General features: G+C 45.3%; 16 protein-coding genes. 11 read left to right on the top strand and 5 right to left on the bottom strand.

What is annotated here, in order from left to right:
* Positions 1-2: 2 nt before the first annotated feature.
* Complete coding sequence (locus LWP20_RS01930) at positions 3-731, top strand: ABC transporter ATP-binding protein (protein ID WP_242926426.1); 729 nt, start codon at positions 3-5, stop codon at positions 729-731.
* A gap of 13 nt (positions 732-744) precedes the next feature.
* On the opposite strand, the gene LWP20_RS01925 is transcribed toward LWP20_RS01930, so the two are convergent.
* The 3 genes from LWP20_RS01925 to queA form a co-directional block, all read right to left on the bottom strand.
* A complete protein-coding gene (locus LWP20_RS01925; RefSeq protein WP_242926425.1) occupies positions 745-1,422 on the bottom strand; it encodes a 2-C-methyl-D-erythritol 4-phosphate cytidylyltransferase in 678 nt (225 codons plus the stop codon).
* A gap of 39 nt (positions 1,423-1,461) precedes the next feature.
* The gene (locus LWP20_RS01920; protein ID WP_242926424.1) at positions 1,462-2,091 is read right to left on the bottom strand and encodes a CatB-related O-acetyltransferase; all 630 of its coding nucleotides are present in this window, start codon (positions 2,089-2,091) and stop codon (positions 1,462-1,464) included.
* A gap of 225 nt (positions 2,092-2,316) precedes the next feature.
* Complete coding sequence (gene queA, locus LWP20_RS01915) at positions 2,317-3,363, bottom strand: tRNA preQ1(34) S-adenosylmethionine ribosyltransferase-isomerase QueA (protein ID WP_242926423.1); 1,047 nt, start codon at positions 3,361-3,363, stop codon at positions 2,317-2,319.
* Between the two features lie 185 nt (positions 3,364-3,548).
* On the opposite strand from queA, the gene LWP20_RS01910 reads away from it, so the two are divergent.
* The 8 genes from LWP20_RS01910 (at position 3,549) to uvrA (ending at position 14,010) form a co-directional block, all read left to right on the top strand.
* Entirely contained in the window at positions 3,549-4,796 is a 1,248-nt protein-coding gene (locus tag LWP20_RS01910) for an ABC transporter permease (protein ID WP_242926422.1), read from the top strand.
* Positions 4,797-5,082: 286 nt separating this feature from the next.
* Entirely contained in the window at positions 5,083-5,805 is a 723-nt protein-coding gene (locus tag LWP20_RS01905; protein WP_437179400.1) for an LOG family protein, read from the top strand.
* A gap of 348 nt (positions 5,806-6,153) precedes the next feature.
* Positions 6,154-6,693 (top strand): hypothetical protein, encoded by a 540-nt coding sequence (locus LWP20_RS01900; RefSeq protein ID WP_242926421.1) that lies wholly within the window; start codon positions 6,154-6,156, stop codon positions 6,691-6,693.
* A 194-nt stretch (positions 6,694-6,887) separates the two neighbouring features.
* Positions 6,888-7,184, top strand: coding sequence for a hypothetical protein (locus LWP20_RS01895; protein ID WP_242926420.1), 297 nt, complete (start codon positions 6,888-6,890; stop codon positions 7,182-7,184).
* Between the two features lie 209 nt (positions 7,185-7,393).
* Positions 7,394-10,120, top strand: a complete 2,727-nt coding sequence (locus LWP20_RS01890; RefSeq protein WP_242926419.1) for a T9SS type B sorting domain-containing protein — start codon at positions 7,394-7,396, stop codon at positions 10,118-10,120.
* A 38-nt stretch (positions 10,121-10,158) separates the two neighbouring features.
* Positions 10,159-10,560, top strand: a complete 402-nt coding sequence (locus LWP20_RS01885) for a DUF202 domain-containing protein (RefSeq protein ID WP_242926418.1) — start codon at positions 10,159-10,161, stop codon at positions 10,558-10,560.
* 31 nt (positions 10,561-10,591) lie between these two features.
* Positions 10,592-10,981 carry a YidH family protein gene (locus LWP20_RS01880; protein WP_242926417.1) on the top strand — a complete coding sequence of 130 codons (390 nt, stop codon included), beginning with the start codon at positions 10,592-10,594 and terminating at the stop codon, positions 10,979-10,981.
* A 131-nt stretch (positions 10,982-11,112) separates the two neighbouring features.
* Entirely contained in the window at positions 11,113-14,010 is a 2,898-nt protein-coding gene (gene uvrA, locus LWP20_RS01875; protein WP_242926416.1) for an excinuclease ABC subunit UvrA, read from the top strand.
* 45 nt (positions 14,011-14,055) lie between these two features.
* Here the strand turns inward: uvrA and LWP20_RS01870 are convergent, their stop codons facing one another.
* A complete protein-coding gene (locus LWP20_RS01870) occupies positions 14,056-14,625 on the bottom strand; it encodes a DUF4142 domain-containing protein (RefSeq protein WP_242926415.1) in 570 nt (189 codons plus the stop codon).
* A gap of 91 nt (positions 14,626-14,716) precedes the next feature.
* Positions 14,717-15,334 carry a DUF4142 domain-containing protein gene (locus LWP20_RS01865; RefSeq protein WP_242926414.1) on the bottom strand — a complete coding sequence of 206 codons (618 nt, stop codon included), beginning with the start codon at positions 15,332-15,334 and terminating at the stop codon, positions 14,717-14,719.
* Between the two features lie 213 nt (positions 15,335-15,547).
* On the opposite strand from LWP20_RS01865, the gene LWP20_RS01860 reads away from it, so the two are divergent.
* On the top strand, positions 15,548-16,279 hold the full coding sequence (locus LWP20_RS01860) for an ABC transporter ATP-binding protein (protein ID WP_242926413.1): 732 nt from the start codon (positions 15,548-15,550) through the stop codon (positions 16,277-16,279).
* An 81-nt stretch (positions 16,280-16,360) separates the two neighbouring features.
* The gene (locus LWP20_RS01855; protein ID WP_242926412.1) at positions 16,361-17,194 is read left to right on the top strand and encodes a hypothetical protein; all 834 of its coding nucleotides are present in this window, start codon (positions 16,361-16,363) and stop codon (positions 17,192-17,194) included.
* Positions 17,195-17,247: the final 53 nt, after the last annotated feature.

The raw sequence follows: 17,247 nt of genomic DNA, 5'->3' as shown, positions 1-17,247 counted from the left end.
TTTTGATCGTTGAAGCACATAATTTGGTTGCGGGTTATGAACAGCGTGTTCTGATCCGCAACCTTTCTTTTTATGTGCCTGAGCCGGCTTTTATAGCTATTATCGGCCATAACGGGGCTGGCAAAACAACGCTTTTCAAAACATTCCAACAGCAGGTGCCTTACCAGGGCCACCTGAAACTACAGGGGCAAGACCTTCAAAGTATAGCCAACCCCACGGCACAGGGCCTGCTCTCCTACCTGCCACAAAAGAACATCGTTTCCTTCCCTATTAAGGTGCACGACCTGGTGGTGATGGGCTTGTTCCGCAAAAAACGATTCTTTGAAAACTATAGCGCAGAAGATTATACTCTGGCAGCCGCTATACTTGAGAAACTGGAGCTTTCTCACCTGATCGAGCATGATTTTACTACCCTTTCGGGTGGCGAGCAGCAATTGGTTTGGCTGGCACAGCTTATACTTCAGGATGCTGGCATTTGCCTGCTGGATGAGCCTACGCAGCAGCTGGATGTATACTATAAAAAACAGGTATTTATCTTATTACAGGAATGGGTACAGCAAAATAACAAAACCGTGCTTTGCATAACACACGACCTCCTGAACCTGCTACCCATGAACGGCTACCTACTCAACCTTTCCAAACCTGACCCTGTACTTGAAGTTATTTCTACCGAGACTGTGCTGCAGAACCAGGACTTCCTTGAATCCTCGCGTGGGCCTTTGTCTTTGTAGTTATACTTGCTAATTATTCCTGGCTCTTGATAAAAGCCTCGGCCAGCACCATATCCTCGGGTGTTGTGATCTTGATGTTCCGGTAGCTTCCCTCAACAAGTATAATTTGTTCCCCCAGCGCCTCCACCACCGATGCATCGTCTGTAAAGTATGGCTGCTCTTCCTGCTCATAGGCTCGTTTCAGTATACTTGCCTTAAAGCATTGCGGCGTTTGCACCAGTTTATACTTTGCCCTGTCCACGGCGCTGCTACCGGCTGCTGTAAGCTCCCTGATAGAATCTTTAGGCGACACGGCTACTACAGCATTTCCATACTTTTCAGCTGTTTCAAAAGCCTCTTTTATGATTCCGGTGATAAAAGGTCGAACTCCGTCATGCACTGCAACCAGGGCCTCGCCGTGTACTACAGCCAAACCATTTTTAACAGAGCCAAAGCGAGTGTTTCCACCAGCCACTGCAATATGAAACAGGTTAAAATTATGTTTCTTACATAGTTCCCGCCATACTTCCAGCTGATTTTCAGGCAGCACTATTACCAGCCTCAGCTCCGGGCTATACTTGTAGAACTGCTCCACGGTATGCATGAGCACGGGTTTACCTGCCAGTTCTATAAACTGTTTGGGTATGTCGTGCTGCATGCGGCTACCAGAGCCACCTGCTACTATAATTGCATATTCCGGAAGTTGCGCCATAGTGGCAAAGATAACTTTTTTAGAGAAAGCGCGCAGCAGCTACCTGCAATCTGCCAGTGCTTCCGTATCTGTGGCATGAATCAGATGCAGGTTGCGGCTAATCTTCTCTACATCCCAATTCCACCAGGCTATACGTAGCAATTCCTGTATCTGAGCATCGGGGAAGCGCATTTTTACTACCACAGCAGGGTTGCCAGCTACAATGGCATAATCAGGAACATCTTTGGTTACTACTGCTTTGGTAGCTACAATGGCGCCATTTCCAATTCGCACGCCAGGCATAATCACTGCCTCGGTACCAATCCATACATCATTCTCCACCACAGTATTTCCTTTCATCGGATAAGAAACGTTGTTTGCAATACGCTCCCAACCGTTACTAAATATCTGGAACGGATAACTGGAAATAGGCCTGGTTTCGTGGTTGCCGCCATTCATGATAAATTTTACACCCGATGCAATGGCACAGAACTTCCCGATCAAGAGTTTATCGCCAATAAAATCGAAGTGATACAATACGTTCTTCTCGAAGTTATAGGGGTCTTCCAGGTCGTCGTAATAAGTATAGTCGCCCACCTGTATGTTCGGGTTGCGGATGATGTTTTTCAGGAACACTAACTTCTGGTGGTTAGGCAGCGGGAAAATGGTGTTTGGATCAGGACCGGCCATCGTTTTATAGTTTTAAGTAACCGAAAATATATCAAAAGCCACTACAGGCAACCAGAGTTACAAGTATATTCTTTTACTGCCAAAATCAGAAGATGGGTAATTCTGCGGCTTTATACTTTAGTACATCGGTTTAAGCCAGTAGCAAAGTATAAATCCATAACCTTATCATAAAAAAGCCCCGACCTGAGTGGCCGGGGCATTTTGTTTTGTCTTGGTAAGTATAACTTACAGAATCAGCATTACATCGCCGTAGCTAAAGAAACGGTACTTCTCTTTTACAGCCTCTTCGTAAGCTTTCATTACCAGTTCATAACCACCAAAGGCAGCCGTCATCATCAGTAAGGTAGATTCCGGCATGTGGAAGTTTGTAACCAACGCGTTCGCAATTTTGAAATCGTACGGAGGGAAAATGAAACGGTCTGTCCAGCCTTCGTTCGGCTTCAGGCGGTTGTTAGCCGATACCGATGACTCCAGGGCTCGCATAGTAGTAGTACCGATAGCACAAACACGCTTCTTGTTATCCAGCGCCTTGTTCACCATCTCAGCTGTATCTGCAGGAACGCTAAAGTTCTCTGAGTCCATTTTATGCTTGGTCAGGTCTTCCACATCAACCGGGCGGAAAGTGCCCAAACCTACGTGCAGCGTTATAGGCGCTACATCCACACCTTTAATTTCAAGGCGCTTCAGTACTTCTCTGGTAAAGTGCAAACCAGCAGTTGGAGCCGCTACTGCACCAACATTCTTGGCATACACTGTCTGGTAACGGTCTTTATCTTCTGGCTCGGCCTCGCGCTTAATATACTTTGGCAGTGGCGTTTCGCCCAGGTCGTTTATCGTTTTATAAAACTCCTCGTCCGGGCCATCAAACAGGAATTTAATTGTACGGCCACGGGAAGTTGTGTTGTCAATTACTTCGGCTACCAGGTCGCTTTCGCCAAAGTATAACTTGTTACCTACACGGATCTTACGGGCAGGGTCTACCAGCACATCCCAAAGGTGAATATCCTTGTTAAGCTCACGCAGCAGGAACACCTCTATTTTGGCACCGGTTTTTTCTTTGTTACCGTAAAGGCGTGCCGGGAAAACTTTGGTATCATTTACCACCATTACATCGCCATCATCAAAATACTCCAGTATGTCTTTGAAAATGCGGTGCTCAATCTGGCCGGTGCTACGGTGCAATACCATCATGCGCGACTCATCACGGTTTGCAGCCGGGTGTGTAGCCATCAACTCAGGTGGCAATTCAAATTTAAATTCTGATAACTTCATATGTTTAATATTACGGTATTAAAACGCGTGTATTTATGTATATTGCTTTAAAAAATAAGGTTCTGCCGTTTATTAAGGTTTGTAACAGCCGGCTTTGTTCTATAACAAAAAACAAGGGGCAAATTTACTCAGTTTGGCCGAAATATTATTACTTTTAGAAAAATTACTTCGCACTTGACCCAACTATGATCTACCTGCGCCTGATTATTGAAAGCTTCCGATTTGCTTGGCAGGCCCTGAAATCAAACCTGCTCCGCACCATATTATCGCTGTTAGGCGTTACTATAGGTATTTTTGCTATTATATCGGTGTTTACATTGGTTGACTCCCTGGAGCGCAATGTGCGCGATAGTATGAGCTTTATTGGCGACAAAGTAATTTACGTACAAAAATGGCCATGGTCTTTTGGCGGCGAGTACCCTTGGTGGAAGTACTTCCAACGCCCGAAACCAACTATGCGTGAATTCAGGCAACTGGAGCGCAACCTGACCAACGATGCCGGCACTGCTATTTTTGCCGACAAGGGTAACAATACCTTTAAGTACCGCAGCAACAGTTTTTCAGGCGCCGATTTGTTAGGTGTTAGTTATAACTATAATAAGGTTGCTGAAATACCTGTATCGGAGGGCCGTTATTTTGTACCCCAGGAAATTGATGCCGCCCGCAATGTTATTATTATTGGCAACGAGTTGGCAGAAGCCCTCTTCCCGGCTCAGGACCCGATCGGGCAGCAGGTAAAAGTAGCAGGGCAAAAGTTTAACGTAATCGGGGTACTGGAGAAGCAGGGCGAGAGCTTGTTTAACATGGCTAACTTTGACCAGCTGGGAATTGTACCTTATGGCGCTTTCAGCAAAATGTTTGATACGGGGCCTAATGGAGTAGAATCAACTATAGCAGTAAAAGGCCGCGAAGAAGACCAAGGCTTGCTGGAGCTGGAGTATGAAATAAGGGGCATAATGCGCAATGTACGCGGCCTGCGCCCCCGCGACGAAGATAACTTTGCCATGAACCGCCCAGAAATGGCAACACAAGCTATAAGCGGCTTTTTTCAGGTTGTGGGGCTTGGCGGCTGGGTAATAGGCGGCTTTGCCATACTTGTAGGTGGCTTTGGTATTGCCAACATCATGTTTGTGTCGGTTAAGGAGCGTACCAACATTATTGGTATACAAAAATCTTTGGGCGCTAAAAACTATTTTATACTTTTCCAGTTCTTGTTTGAGTCGGTGTTTCTGAGCGTATTAGGTGGCGGAATTGGTATATTACTCGTATTTTTGCTCACGCTTATACCGCAGGATATGATGAAAATATCGCTCTCGTTAGGCAACATTACCCTTGGCCTTGGCGTATCGGCGGTGATAGGAATGCTCTCAGGAATTATCCCGGCTGTGCTAGCCTCAAATTTAGACCCCGTAACAGCTATCCGCTCCAAGTAAAAAAAAAGAAATTAAACAGCCGCTTGCATGGTGCCCCTCACCACCTTGCCTGCAGGCTTTAGTATGTATTTATATGTAGATTAGTACTGCTTAAAGATGTGCAGTACCCAGGAGCCCGCCTCCTGCAGAAGATGAAGAAATAATTATGACAAAGCTGAGAAAAACAAGCAAAACAAAGCTGCAAGACGAAACAATGAACACCGGCAGCGGGCAAACCATTTTAAAACCCGATGCAAACTTAAATAAGGCAAAATCTATTACCGACTTACGCGAAGCCGGCGAAGTAATGGCCCCTCCTGCCTCTGAAGAGGATATTCGCATTCGTAAAGCGTTTGTAGACAAAGACTGGAACGAGATCAAGATTGCTGACTCCTGGCAGATATTTAAGGTAATGTCGGAGTTCGTAGAAGGATTCGAGAAATTATCTAAAATAGGCCCTTGCGTATCGGTATTCGGTTCGGCGCGCACCAAGGCAACACACAAGTATTACCTGATGGCCGAAGAAATTTCTGCCAAGCTGGTGCGCCATGGTTATGGTGTAATTACAGGTGGTGGCCCGGGTATTATGGAAGCCGGTAATAAAGGAGCACACTCAGAAGGTGGCAAATCGGTTGGCCTTAACATCCATTTACCATTCGAGCAGTTCAACAACATTTACATCGACTCTGACAAGCTTATCAACTTCGACTACTTCTTTGTGCGCAAAGTAATGTTTGTGAAGTATGCGCAGGGCTTTGTGGTAATGCCAGGCGGTTTTGGTACGCTGGATGAACTTTTCGAAGCGATAACACTGATCCAGACAAAGAAAATCGGTGCATTCCCGATCGTACTGGTAGGCCGCTCTTACTGGGAAGGCTTATTTAAATGGGTGGAGGATGTGATGCTGAAAGAAGAAAGCAACATCAGCCCGGAAGACCTTGACCTGGTACACATTGTAGACGACGCTTCAGAAGCCGTTAAAGTTATCGACGATTTCTACAGCAAATACCTGCTGTCTCCGAACTTCTAAGAGACGAAACTATACATTATACTTCAAAAGCCCGCTGCAACCACAGCGGGCTTTTTGCTTTTATTAATTCTATCTTTTCGCTAATTATTATATCCCGGTTGCACTTCCAATATTTTATAAAAGGTATATTTAAAGTAATCTTGTTGCTTGATATAATATGGACTGTGAGTTTTTTTCTATCGCACTGACCTAAAAGAAATGACAGCTTACACATTATTGAAAATGTATGGGAATGCAATTAATTTATATAGAGCACCAATAGAGTCTACATAACTTCAACCACTTCAAATAGATAGTCAAGGACAGCTTACAAATATGCCCTGTGTTTAACCTCAACAATATATTAAGATGAAAAAGATAGTAATATTAACAATATTTGGCTTGCTGTTATATGTTAATGGCTTCAGTCAGCAGCAGGTTACAATACATGACATTGTTACTATAACCCTACCCGATAACGCTGAAAAACTAACTAAAGAGAAACTGGCTGCCCTTAAACCAAAAAATGGGGAAACATCTCCAATCGTTCATGAGCAATCCAAAGGAGATTCTTATAAGGGAGAAAACTTTCTAATACAGTTAAATGCCGCTTATACCACACCAACACCTGGCTTTTTGGAGCAGCAAAAAAGGGAAATGGATGACCTCTTTAGCTTATCACAGCCCCAAGTATACAGTTCTTCGATTAAACACTTTCAGAACCAGTCTATTGTAATCACTAACTTTGAAGACGCAGGAAGAGATAAGGGCTATTTCTTGTTGAGGAGTTACAACAAAAGCGGAGATAGTATATTAGTGGGAACTCTAGAATATGACAAAGGTAATAAAGAGACAGCTGAGAAGATTCTTGAAGAAATATTAAAAAGCATTAAGTTTAAAAAACCATAAAAGACATGAATTCAAATCAGTTAATATAAGTCCTAACAAAACGAAAGTATAGATTGCTAAAACAAAACTCTATGAATAGGCTTCTTTTATACCTGATGGTATTCTTAATAAGTGGATGCTATACTTCAAAAAGTGCATTGCAACCAACATATAATAAGGGGGGCTTTATACTTAACAAGTATAATAGTAAAGCCTTGACAATAGCAGACAGTATAGTTATAGTTGGTAAGATAAGTGCTTTGAATAAAAAGGCTATGTTAGTAGCCCCGACCATAAAGTATGGTTGTATTTCTCAACGGGCAGATTCAGGAGGTTACCTGATAAAAACCAAGGCAGCCGATATCAAACTACAGCTATCAGCTACTGCTGTTGGTTATCTAGCAGTAGAAACTGAGCCACTTATTACCCAAATAGGAGATTCTATAGTTGTAAATTTCTACCTGACTCCAGATGAAAGACCTCTGCTGAATTGTGAGGGAAATATTAAGTAACATGAACGGTGTAGTACAGCACACACTAAACACTATACTTTCAGGTATTTATACTTCAAAAGCAGGTCCCGCAATGACCTGCTTTTTTATACCTATACTTCTTAAGCGCCCGGATTTCATTCACTAAATATTTACCTTCTGCTATACTTATAACATCTCACAAAAGCTATATTTACAGCATATTGGATCATTATCGCTTGTAAAATAATATGGCTCTTTGGGGTAAGCTTTCTGCTGTTAGTAAAGCAGCAGCTTTTATACTTTATACTTTCATTTTAAGCTGCTTACTCCCACAGAAGGCAGAGGCGCAAAAGCATGCCAATATCTGGTACTTCGGCGACAGGGCCGGGCTGGATTTTAACCATGGCACCCCTATAATTGCTTTAACCAATAGCGCCATGAATGCTTTTGAAGGCACAGCCTCTATTGCAGACAACAACGGTAACCTGCTTTTTTACTCAGATGGTAGTACTGTATGGAACAAGCAGCACCAGGTAATGACTAACGGAACGGGCTTATTGGGCCACCCCAGTTCCTCACAGTCGTGCATTATTGTGCCTAATCCGGAACAGAAGAACATTTACTACCTCTTTACCACGGATAGCAATGGCCGCCCGAATGGTCTGAAGTATAGCACAATCGATATAGCAAAGCAAAATGGTTTGGGTGAGGTAACGGAGAAAAACATACCGCTCTATACTCCTACTACCGAAAAAATGACCGCAGTGCTACATGCAAACGGAAGAGATATCTGGGTGCTGACGCATGAATATGGCACCAATTCTATTATGGCCTATCTGGTTGCTTCAAGCGGGGTCGCTACAACTCCCGTCGTAAGTAAAACAGGTACAATACATACCAAAGAAACCAATGGCATTAACGCCATCGGGTGTATGAAAGCTTCTCCTAATGGCAAAAAACTGGGGATTTCATTAGGCCTGGGCAACTGGGACTCAAACAAAATAGAGCTCTTTGATTTTAACAACGCTACTGGCGTGGTAAGTAACCCACTTATACTTACCACCGGGAACAGCCCTTATGGCATAGAATTCTCTCCGGATAACTCCAAGCTTTATGTATCCATAGAGGCTGGCCTTAAACTTGTTCAGTATGATTTAACAGCCGGGCTCATACAAGATACCCGTACTGTAATAGGCGATTTAACACCTGCAACAACCACACGCTATACTGGAGCAGCCATACAATTAGGGCCAGATGGTAAACTATACATAGCTAAGCCGCAGAGCCAGTACCTGGCGGTAGTGCAGAACCCAAATGCAAAAGGCACTGACTGCGGGCTGTTAGACAATGGTGTTTTCTTAGGTGGGAGAGTTAGCCAGGTCGGCCTGCCCAGCTTTATTCAAAGCTTTTTTAACTACTCAAACGATGTACAGTATACCATTAACTGTTTCGGTACCGCAAGCTCTTTTTCCTTTGATGCTTCGCCGTTTGACGTACCCACGTTTATGCAGTGGGATTTTGGCGATCCGGCTTCCGGCGCCGCTAATATAGTCAATACATTAAGTGCCAAACACAACTTCAGCGCACCCGGCGATTACACCGTTACCTTTACCCGTCACATCAGCAACAAACAGGAAACGTATACTATAGGTATAAAAATAACAGCACCACCAGTAGTAGATCTTGGCCCCGACCGTTGGGTTTGCCCTGGCACCGAAGTAACCCTGGATGCCACCACTCTAAATGCCACCTACAAATGGAGCACTGGCAGCACATCGGCAAGTATAAGCACTACCACTCCCGGCACTTACTGGGTTGATGTAACGGTAGCCGAATGCACCACACGCGAAGAGGTAAGAATATCTAACTATACTTTGCCAACCGTAAGCCTAGGCGCAGATAAAGAGCTATGCGAAGGCGAAACCTTGGAACTGAATACCTTTAACCAGGGAGCAACTTACCTGTGGCAGGATGGCTCTACCAATTCAACTTTTACGGTTACGGCTCCAGGCACTTACCGCGTGGAAGTCACCAGCCAGAACGGATGCAAACAAACAGACGAGATCAGCATAAAGTATAACCCGCTGCCTGTTATAAACCTCGGCCCTGACCACAACATCTGCGCCAACACCACCATCACCCTGGATGCCACCCAACCCGGCATGACCTATAAATGGAACACAGGAGCAACTACACCAACTATAACAGTAGCCCAGGCAGGGGAATTCAGGGTAACGCTTACCAACAGCAAAGGCTGCACCGCTACCGATGCTATCCGGGTAAACCACCTGCCACTACCTGTAGTAAACCTGGGCCGCGACACCACCCTTTGCACCGACGAGACGTTGCTTCTCAATGCTACATTCCCTAACGCTACATACCTGTGGCAGGACGGCTCTTCGGCTCCTACTTTTAAGGTGATGGAAAGCGGAAAATACTGGGTAGATGTTACCAACGAGTTTGGCTGCACTGTACGCGACGAAATATGGGTTCCTTACCTGGTGCGCCCAACTATTTTCCTGGGTAACGATACCACGCTCTGCTACGGCGACACGCTCGTAATAGGCAAAGAATTACCGGGCAGCATCAAGTATAAATGGCAGGATGGCAGCACCGAAGCAAAGTATAAAGTTACCAAACCCGGCACCTATAAATTAAAAGCTTATAACCAGCACTGCGAAGCCTCCGATGAAATCACTGTAAAGTTCAAAGAGTGTATTGGTGGTTTGTTCATACCTAACATCATTACCCCGAACGGCGATGGCCTGAACGATGTCTTTTTTATACATGGCCTGACAGAAGATGATTGGGAGCTAACGCTTTTTAACCGTTGGGGAAACAAAGTATACCACACTGGTAACTATAAAAATGATTGGGCGCCACAACCCGGCACAACTACAGGCATGTTCTATTATATGCTGGAGCATCGCACCACTGGCCGCACTTACAAAGGCTGGCTTGAGGTGATGCAATAGAGGTATACTCTTAGGCCTTACAGCCGTATAATTTCAGTATGAATTGGAGATCAATACTGAGCCACCGGGAGCGTAAGGCAATAAAAAAAGACCTGAAAGTACAGGAAAAGCAAAATATTGAGGTTAGGGATAACCTGGCCATGGAACGTACCAAGCTGGCTAATGAGCGTACACTTCTGGCTTATAGCCGCACAGCCATGGCACTTGTACTGGCAGGGTTATCCTTTATTAAATTCTTCGAAGATCCGGTTTATCAAATTATTGGCGCCGGGTTTATACCTATCGGTATTGTGATTGGCATTATTGGTTACCGCAGGTATTGCAAAAAGCAGGATAGAATTTCGAATCATACAAAAGATTATGCCCCTACCAGCCCGATACATGCAGAAGTAGCTGCCCAGGAAAAAGCCGAACCAAACCCAAGTGCAAAAACACTATAGCTTATACTTGCCAATTCATACTTGCTAACCCATGATGCTACCCGACCCGGAACAGGAAGAAATTAAAAAGCTGAAAAAGAAGCTGAAGCAGCAGGAGAAAAAGAATACCGAGATCCGGGACCAGATGGCTGTACAGCGTACTATTTTTGCAAACGAGCGCACTTTGATGGCATACCTGCGCACCTCTATTGCCATTATAGGCGGCGGCTTTGCTGCCATTAAGCTCTCCAAACATATTTACATGGAAATAGTCGGCCTGGTTCTGATGCCGACAGGCCTTGCACTTGCCCTTTATAGTTTGTACCGGTATGTACAGAAACAAAAGTTGATAAAGAGCCAGAAGGAAGAGTTTACCCAGACCAGCCACCACCACGCCGCCATTCATGAAAAAGAAGCCTCCCGCTACGGCAACACCGATTGAAGTATAGCTTAAGGAAACTTATGAAATGCTAAACCAATTGCCTCGGTTTTCTGTTAAGAAGGGTTGGAGTTTTACTAACGTAAAGCGCTGGCAATTTTATACCTTTGCTATTTAAAATCAACGCATCCTGAATGGCTTTAGAACAAAAGCAAACTACAGATACCGGCGTAGCTTCAGCAGCCTTCTCGCATAACGGCGAATCGCAGCAGATTGAAGTTTATGGCGCCCGCGAACATAATCTCAAAAACATTTCTATAACCCTGCCGCGCTACAAGCTGGTTGTATTTACAGGCATCAGTGGGTCTGGCAAATCGTCGCTGGCTTTCGATACCATTTATGCCGAAGGGCAGCGCCGCTACATGGAAACCTTCTCGGCTTATGCCCGCTCGTTTATGGGTGGCCTCGAAAGACCGAACGTAGACAAAATTGAAGGCCTGTCACCAGTAATTTCTATAGAGCAGAAAACCACGAGCCGCAACCCGCGCTCTACTGTTGGTACCATCACTGAGATCTATGACTTTATGCGTCTGTTATGGGCGCGTACCGCTGAGGCTTTCAGTTATGTGACTGGCGAGAAAATGGTGCGTCAGAGCGATGAGCAGATCGTGAATCACATCCTGGAGCACTTCGATGGTAAGCGCATTGTGGTCTTGGCTCCGGTGGTAAAAGGCCGTAAAGGGCACTATCGCGAGCTTTTCCAGCAGATCCGTAAAATGGGTTTTATCCGTGCCCGCGTAGATGGTGAACTGCTGGAGATAGCGCCTAAAATGCAGGTAGACCGCTACAAGATCCACGACATCGAGATCGTGATCGATAAGATCGTGGTGAAGGAAGAAGATCGTTTCCGTTTGTCGAGCTCTATACAAAATGCGCTGACGCATGGCAAAGGCACGGTGCTTATACTTGATGCCGATGCCGACAAGACACACTTCTTCTCGCGCCACCTCATGGACCCTGCCACCGGTATCGCCTACGACGATCCGGCTCCGAACTCCTTCTCTTTCAACTCCCCTTACGGTGCCTGCCCGGTGTGTAATGGACTTGGCGAGATACAGGAGATTACAGAAGAATCGGTTATACCTGACAAGAGTTTAAGCATACGACGCGGTGGCATTGCCCCATTAGGTGAGTACCGCGACATCTGGATCTTTAAACAGATAGAAGCACTGTTCAAGCACTTTAAAGTATCGGTTTCTACACCACTAAAGGACCTGCCTGAGGATGTGATGAAGGTATTGCTTTATGGTCTGGAAGAAGACCTGGAAGTGAATACCAAAAAAGGCAACTATGTAGTTGAGTTCGAAGGGATCATCAACTTCCTGAAAGGCCAGATGGAATCTGATTCGGATAACATCCGCAGCTGGGTAGAAGATTTTACACAAACCAATACCTGCCCGGAATGTAACGGCTACCGACTCAAAAAAGAATCGCTTCACTTTAAGATTGCCGGCAAAAACATCGGTGAGCTTTCTGTACTGGATATAAACAAACTGGCTGCCTGGTTTGAGGGGCTTGAAGAACGCCTGAGCGAGCGCCAGAATGTAATTGCCCGCGAACTACTGAAAGAGATCCGCAAGCGTATCGGCTTTTTGCTGGATGTGGGTCTGGATTACCTGAGCCTGCATCGCCCGGTGAAAACACTTTCGGGTGGCGAGAGTCAGCGAATAAGATTAGCAACACAGATCGGCACGCAGTTGGTTGGGGTATTATATATCATGGATGAGCCAAGTATAGGCCTGCACCAACGCGACAACGAACGCCTGATAAATGCCCTGAAAGACCTGCGCGACCTGGGCAACTCTATTATTGTGGTAGAGCACGATAAGGACATGATCCTGCAGGCTGATTACGTGGTGGATATCGGACCTGGCGCAGGTATACATGGTGGACAGGTGGTTACAGCTGGCACGCCGGAAGAAATGATGAATGCCGGCACCACCACTGCCGACTTCCTGAGTAACCGACGTGGCATTGCCGTACCACGCACCAAGCGCCCGGGCAACGGCGAAACGTTAAAGCTGATCGGAGCTACCGGCCATAACCTGAAAAACGTAACACTGGAGTTGCCACTAGGTAAAATGATCTGCGTAACGGGCGTATCGGGTTCAGGTAAATCTTCGTTAATTCACGACACACTTTATCCGATACTTAATACCCATTTCTTTAGAGCGAAGCGCGAACCGCTGCCTTACAAAAAAATAGAAGGGCTGGATAAGATAGACAAGGTTATTGAAGTGGATCAGTCACCGATTGGGCGTACGCCGCGCTCTAACCCAGCTACTTATACCGGCGTGTTTACGGACATCAGAAGTTTGTTTGCACAGCTGCCGGAAGCTAAGATCAGGGGTTATTCGCCAGGTAGATTCTCGTTTAACGTAAAAGGTGGCCGTTGCGAAGCGTGCGAAGGGGCCGGTATGCGAACCATCGAGATGAATTTCCTGCCGGATGTGTACGTGCCCTGCGAAGTATGTAAAGGCAAGCGCTACAACCGTGAAACCCTGGAAGTACGCTTTAAAGGCAAAAGTATAACTGACGTGCTGGACATGACCGTGGAGCAGGCTGTGGATTTCTTTGAAAGTCAGCCACGAATCCTGCGCAAAATACAGACACTGAACGAAGTTGGGTTGGGCTACATTACACTTGGTCAACAGGCTACTACTTTATCCGGTGGTGAGGCGCAGCGTGTAAAACTGGCAACGGAGCTATCCAAGAAAGATACCGGGCAAACGCTTTACATCTTGGATGAACCAACAACCGGACTTCACTTCCAGGACATTGAGCACTTATCAGAAGTACTGCACAAGCTGACCAACAAGGGTAACACGGTTCTTATTATAGAGCACAACCTCGACCTGATCAAGATCGCCGATCATATTATTGATATTGGTCCGGAAGGTGGCGAAGGGGGCGGAACTATAGTTGCGAAAGGTACTCCTGAAGAAGTGGCCAAAGTGAAGAAAGGCTATACTTCCCGTTTCCTGAAAGAAGAACTGGCCACCAGCCACTACCGTGAAGACGGGCAGGAATAAAGTATAAAAGCCGCAGCTATAGTTTATAGTTGCGGCTTTTTTGTTTTACACGCCTTCTACTTTTTCTTGAAGTTTATCGATCATTTCCTGGTGCTGGCGCAGGAGCGGCAATTGCTGCGAGGCAAACATTTTCACCTTCATGTTTGTCCCGTTCTCCGACATATCCTGGTAGCGGTCCAGCAGGTTCTGGTGTTGTTCGGCTACAGTTTTTATATACGCCAAGTCAAAAGCTATACCTGATTGGTCTGTTACTTTTTTTAGCAAATCTTCATGCGCCTGGCCAAGTGTGCCCGGTAATACCAAGTTTGTTGCAGAAGCCATTGCCCTCAGATCTTCGTGTATGCGCTGGTGGTCGTTTACCATACGTTGCGCCAGCGTTTTCACTTCAGGGCTGGTGCCGCGTTCCAGGGCTTTTTCTCCAAGTTCGACCTGTAGCAGACTGGCACTGGCTGCCTCAGCAGCAAACAGCGCATCATTTTCCATGTTCTGTATGCCTGCCTGCTCAAACTGCTGCACACTTTTATCTGCTGCCTTTTTTATACTATCGTTTGTGTTACAACCAGTGCATAACAGCACTCCGATAGCCAGCAAACCTGTAAGTATAAGTTTTTCCATTTCCATCTGTTTTTAAAGTATAAAGCATCTGCAAGAACTTGTCTCGCAGATGCTTTGATATAATTATTCTGCGGGTTGTATCCGCTTTCCCTTACTTAGGTGTAGCTGCATTTGTTTTGCTACCAGCTGCTTTATCTACAACATCTTTCGTTTTTTTAGCCTCATCAAGGTGTTTACGAAGTGTAGTTACTGTTTTAGCAGCAAATGCTTTTACATCCGGGTCTTCCTGGTCCTTGGCTGCTTTATCAAACATTTCCACATCTTCTTCATGGTCTTCTACCATCAGGTCCATGTAAGCCTTGTCAAAATCAGCACCTTTTTTATCACGTAGTTCTGTTATATGGCCCATATGTTTTTCGCTCATACTGTCTGGCAGGGTAATGTTTTTCTTTGTAGCAAGTGCCTTTAGCTCATCATTGGCTTTGGTATGGTCGTTCACCATCATGGCGCCAAAATCTTTTACCTTCTGGTTGGCCGCATTCTGCTTCGCCAGTTTGCCAAGCTCTACTTCCATCATACCGCCACTGGCAGCCATGGTCATAAAGTCTGACTGCTCATCTTTTGTTTCCTCCATTTCAGTGCCTTCAGCCATTTCTTCATTTGTGGTCTGTGCCTGCTCTACACTGTCTTCTTTTTTTTCCTGGTTACAGGCTGATACGCCAAATAAAAAAACGCACGCCAAAAGCCCTGTTGATGCAATTTTTTTCATAGTTTTATTTATCGCTTAGTGTTTAGTATATTTCGAACATATGAGTATACGCCCTATATGTCATGGAGTTATACTTTACAAAACACTAACCACCATGCAGCAATTGAAATATCAATAATTCTAATAATACAAATTTACACAAGCATACAGCCGCAATTATCAATTACCAAATCACTTACATTTAATACTATATAAGCAAACTTTTACAATCCCATGAAGAGAAGAGAAAGCAAACCAATGGTAACCCTATACTTTATATTGCTGTTACTGTTGCCCTTTGGTTACGCACAAGCCCAGACACAGGAAGAAGAGGAAGAGCTGGAACAGCAGGAACTGGAAGAACGGGAACTATCAGCAAGCATTGACCAGGATCATAACCGCTTGTTTAAAATACATCCCCTGCAAATAGGCGAAGTATATGTATCCTATGAGAAAGTACGCGCTAAGCGCATCAGCAACGAAATAGGGCTATCTTATGTGTACAGCAGCGGGCTAAACGGAGACATGTGGTTACCCGAAAGCAAAAAAACAGTAGGCGCAGCTGTTCGTATGAGCCAGCGTTATTATACTTCCAAGAAAAAGCAGGCGCCTTTCGGTTTTTTCCATGGGCCCATGTTTGGCTATAAGTTTCTGGCATTCGAGAAAAACGTTTTCGGGCGAGAGGAATTACCCCAAGACGACCCTAACTATAAATTTGTAGGACGCCTTTACCAGAACTCGCTGGAGCTGAACTACCAGCTTGGCGGTCAGTTTATGCTTAGCCGGCACTTGACTTTAGAGGTTGCCGGCGGGCTGGGTGGTAGAGTGAAATATGCCCGCGCTGTGGGCGGCGAAGAAGAAATGCGCAATACTATAACCGGGCATATACTTACCTCTGACGATAACTCGGTAATTACAGCATTGCCTACGCCACACCTCAAAATATCTGTTGGTTTCGCATACTAAATTAAATATATACTTTGCATATATAACTGGCAGCAAAGTTCGTTATGCATCTGAATATCATAAACTATAGTTAATTCTTTTATGAAGACAGGTTTTTTGAACAGGTTACCGTTAATGCTGGCCTTTGGCTGTACGCTTGTTTTTGCAGGATGCCAGAAAGATGAAGAAACTTCAGACCAAAGCCTGGATGTAGAGTCTGCGGAGGCGAATGCCATGGCTGAAACCGAGTTTACTTCGCTTGATGAGTTTGTAACGGATGTTGCTAAAGCAGAGCCTGAGGCAGATGGCCGCATTGCTGTGGCAGCAAGCCTGCCCGGTTGCGCCACCGCTACTTTTAACAAAGAAGCACGCACCATTATCATTGATTTTGGTACTACCAACTGCACCTGCCCCGATGGCCTGAAACGCCGCGGTAAAATAGTAGCATCTTTTTCGGGTACTCCTTTTACAGTTGGTTCGTCATTTACCGTTACGCTTCAGGATTATTTTGTAAACGATAACCAACTGAAAGGCACTAAAGTAAGCACCTACCTGGGCAACCATAAAATTAGTGTGAAGGTGAGCGATGCAAGTATAACTACCCCCGGAGGTACTGCTACCTGGAGCGCAGACCGCGTAATAGAGCAGGTTGCCGGTACAGGCACACTGTTACTGTCTGATGATGTGTGGCAGGTAACAGGCAGCGCCGCGGGTGTAAACCGTAAAGGCATTGCTTATACTGCCGAGATTAAACAGCCGCTGAAAAGAGTACTGAGTGCGGGTTGTGCCCGTAATTTTGTAGCCGGCATTATCAGCATTACCAACACCAATGGCAAAACCATGGAGCTTAACTACGACCCGACCGGAAAAGAGCCATGCGATAAAATAGCTGAAGTAACTATAAACGGTAAGGCCAAACTGATAACACTGCGTTAAGCTTACCTTATAAAGTATAAAGCCGGCACTATACCCTATAGTGCCGGCTTTAT

The organism is Pontibacter vulgaris, from assembly GCF_022758145.1.
In the GTDB taxonomy this organism is placed as follows: Bacteria; Bacteroidota; Bacteroidia; order Cytophagales; family Hymenobacteraceae; genus Pontibacter; species Pontibacter vulgaris.
This window is presented reverse-complemented; position numbering and strand designations above follow the sequence as displayed.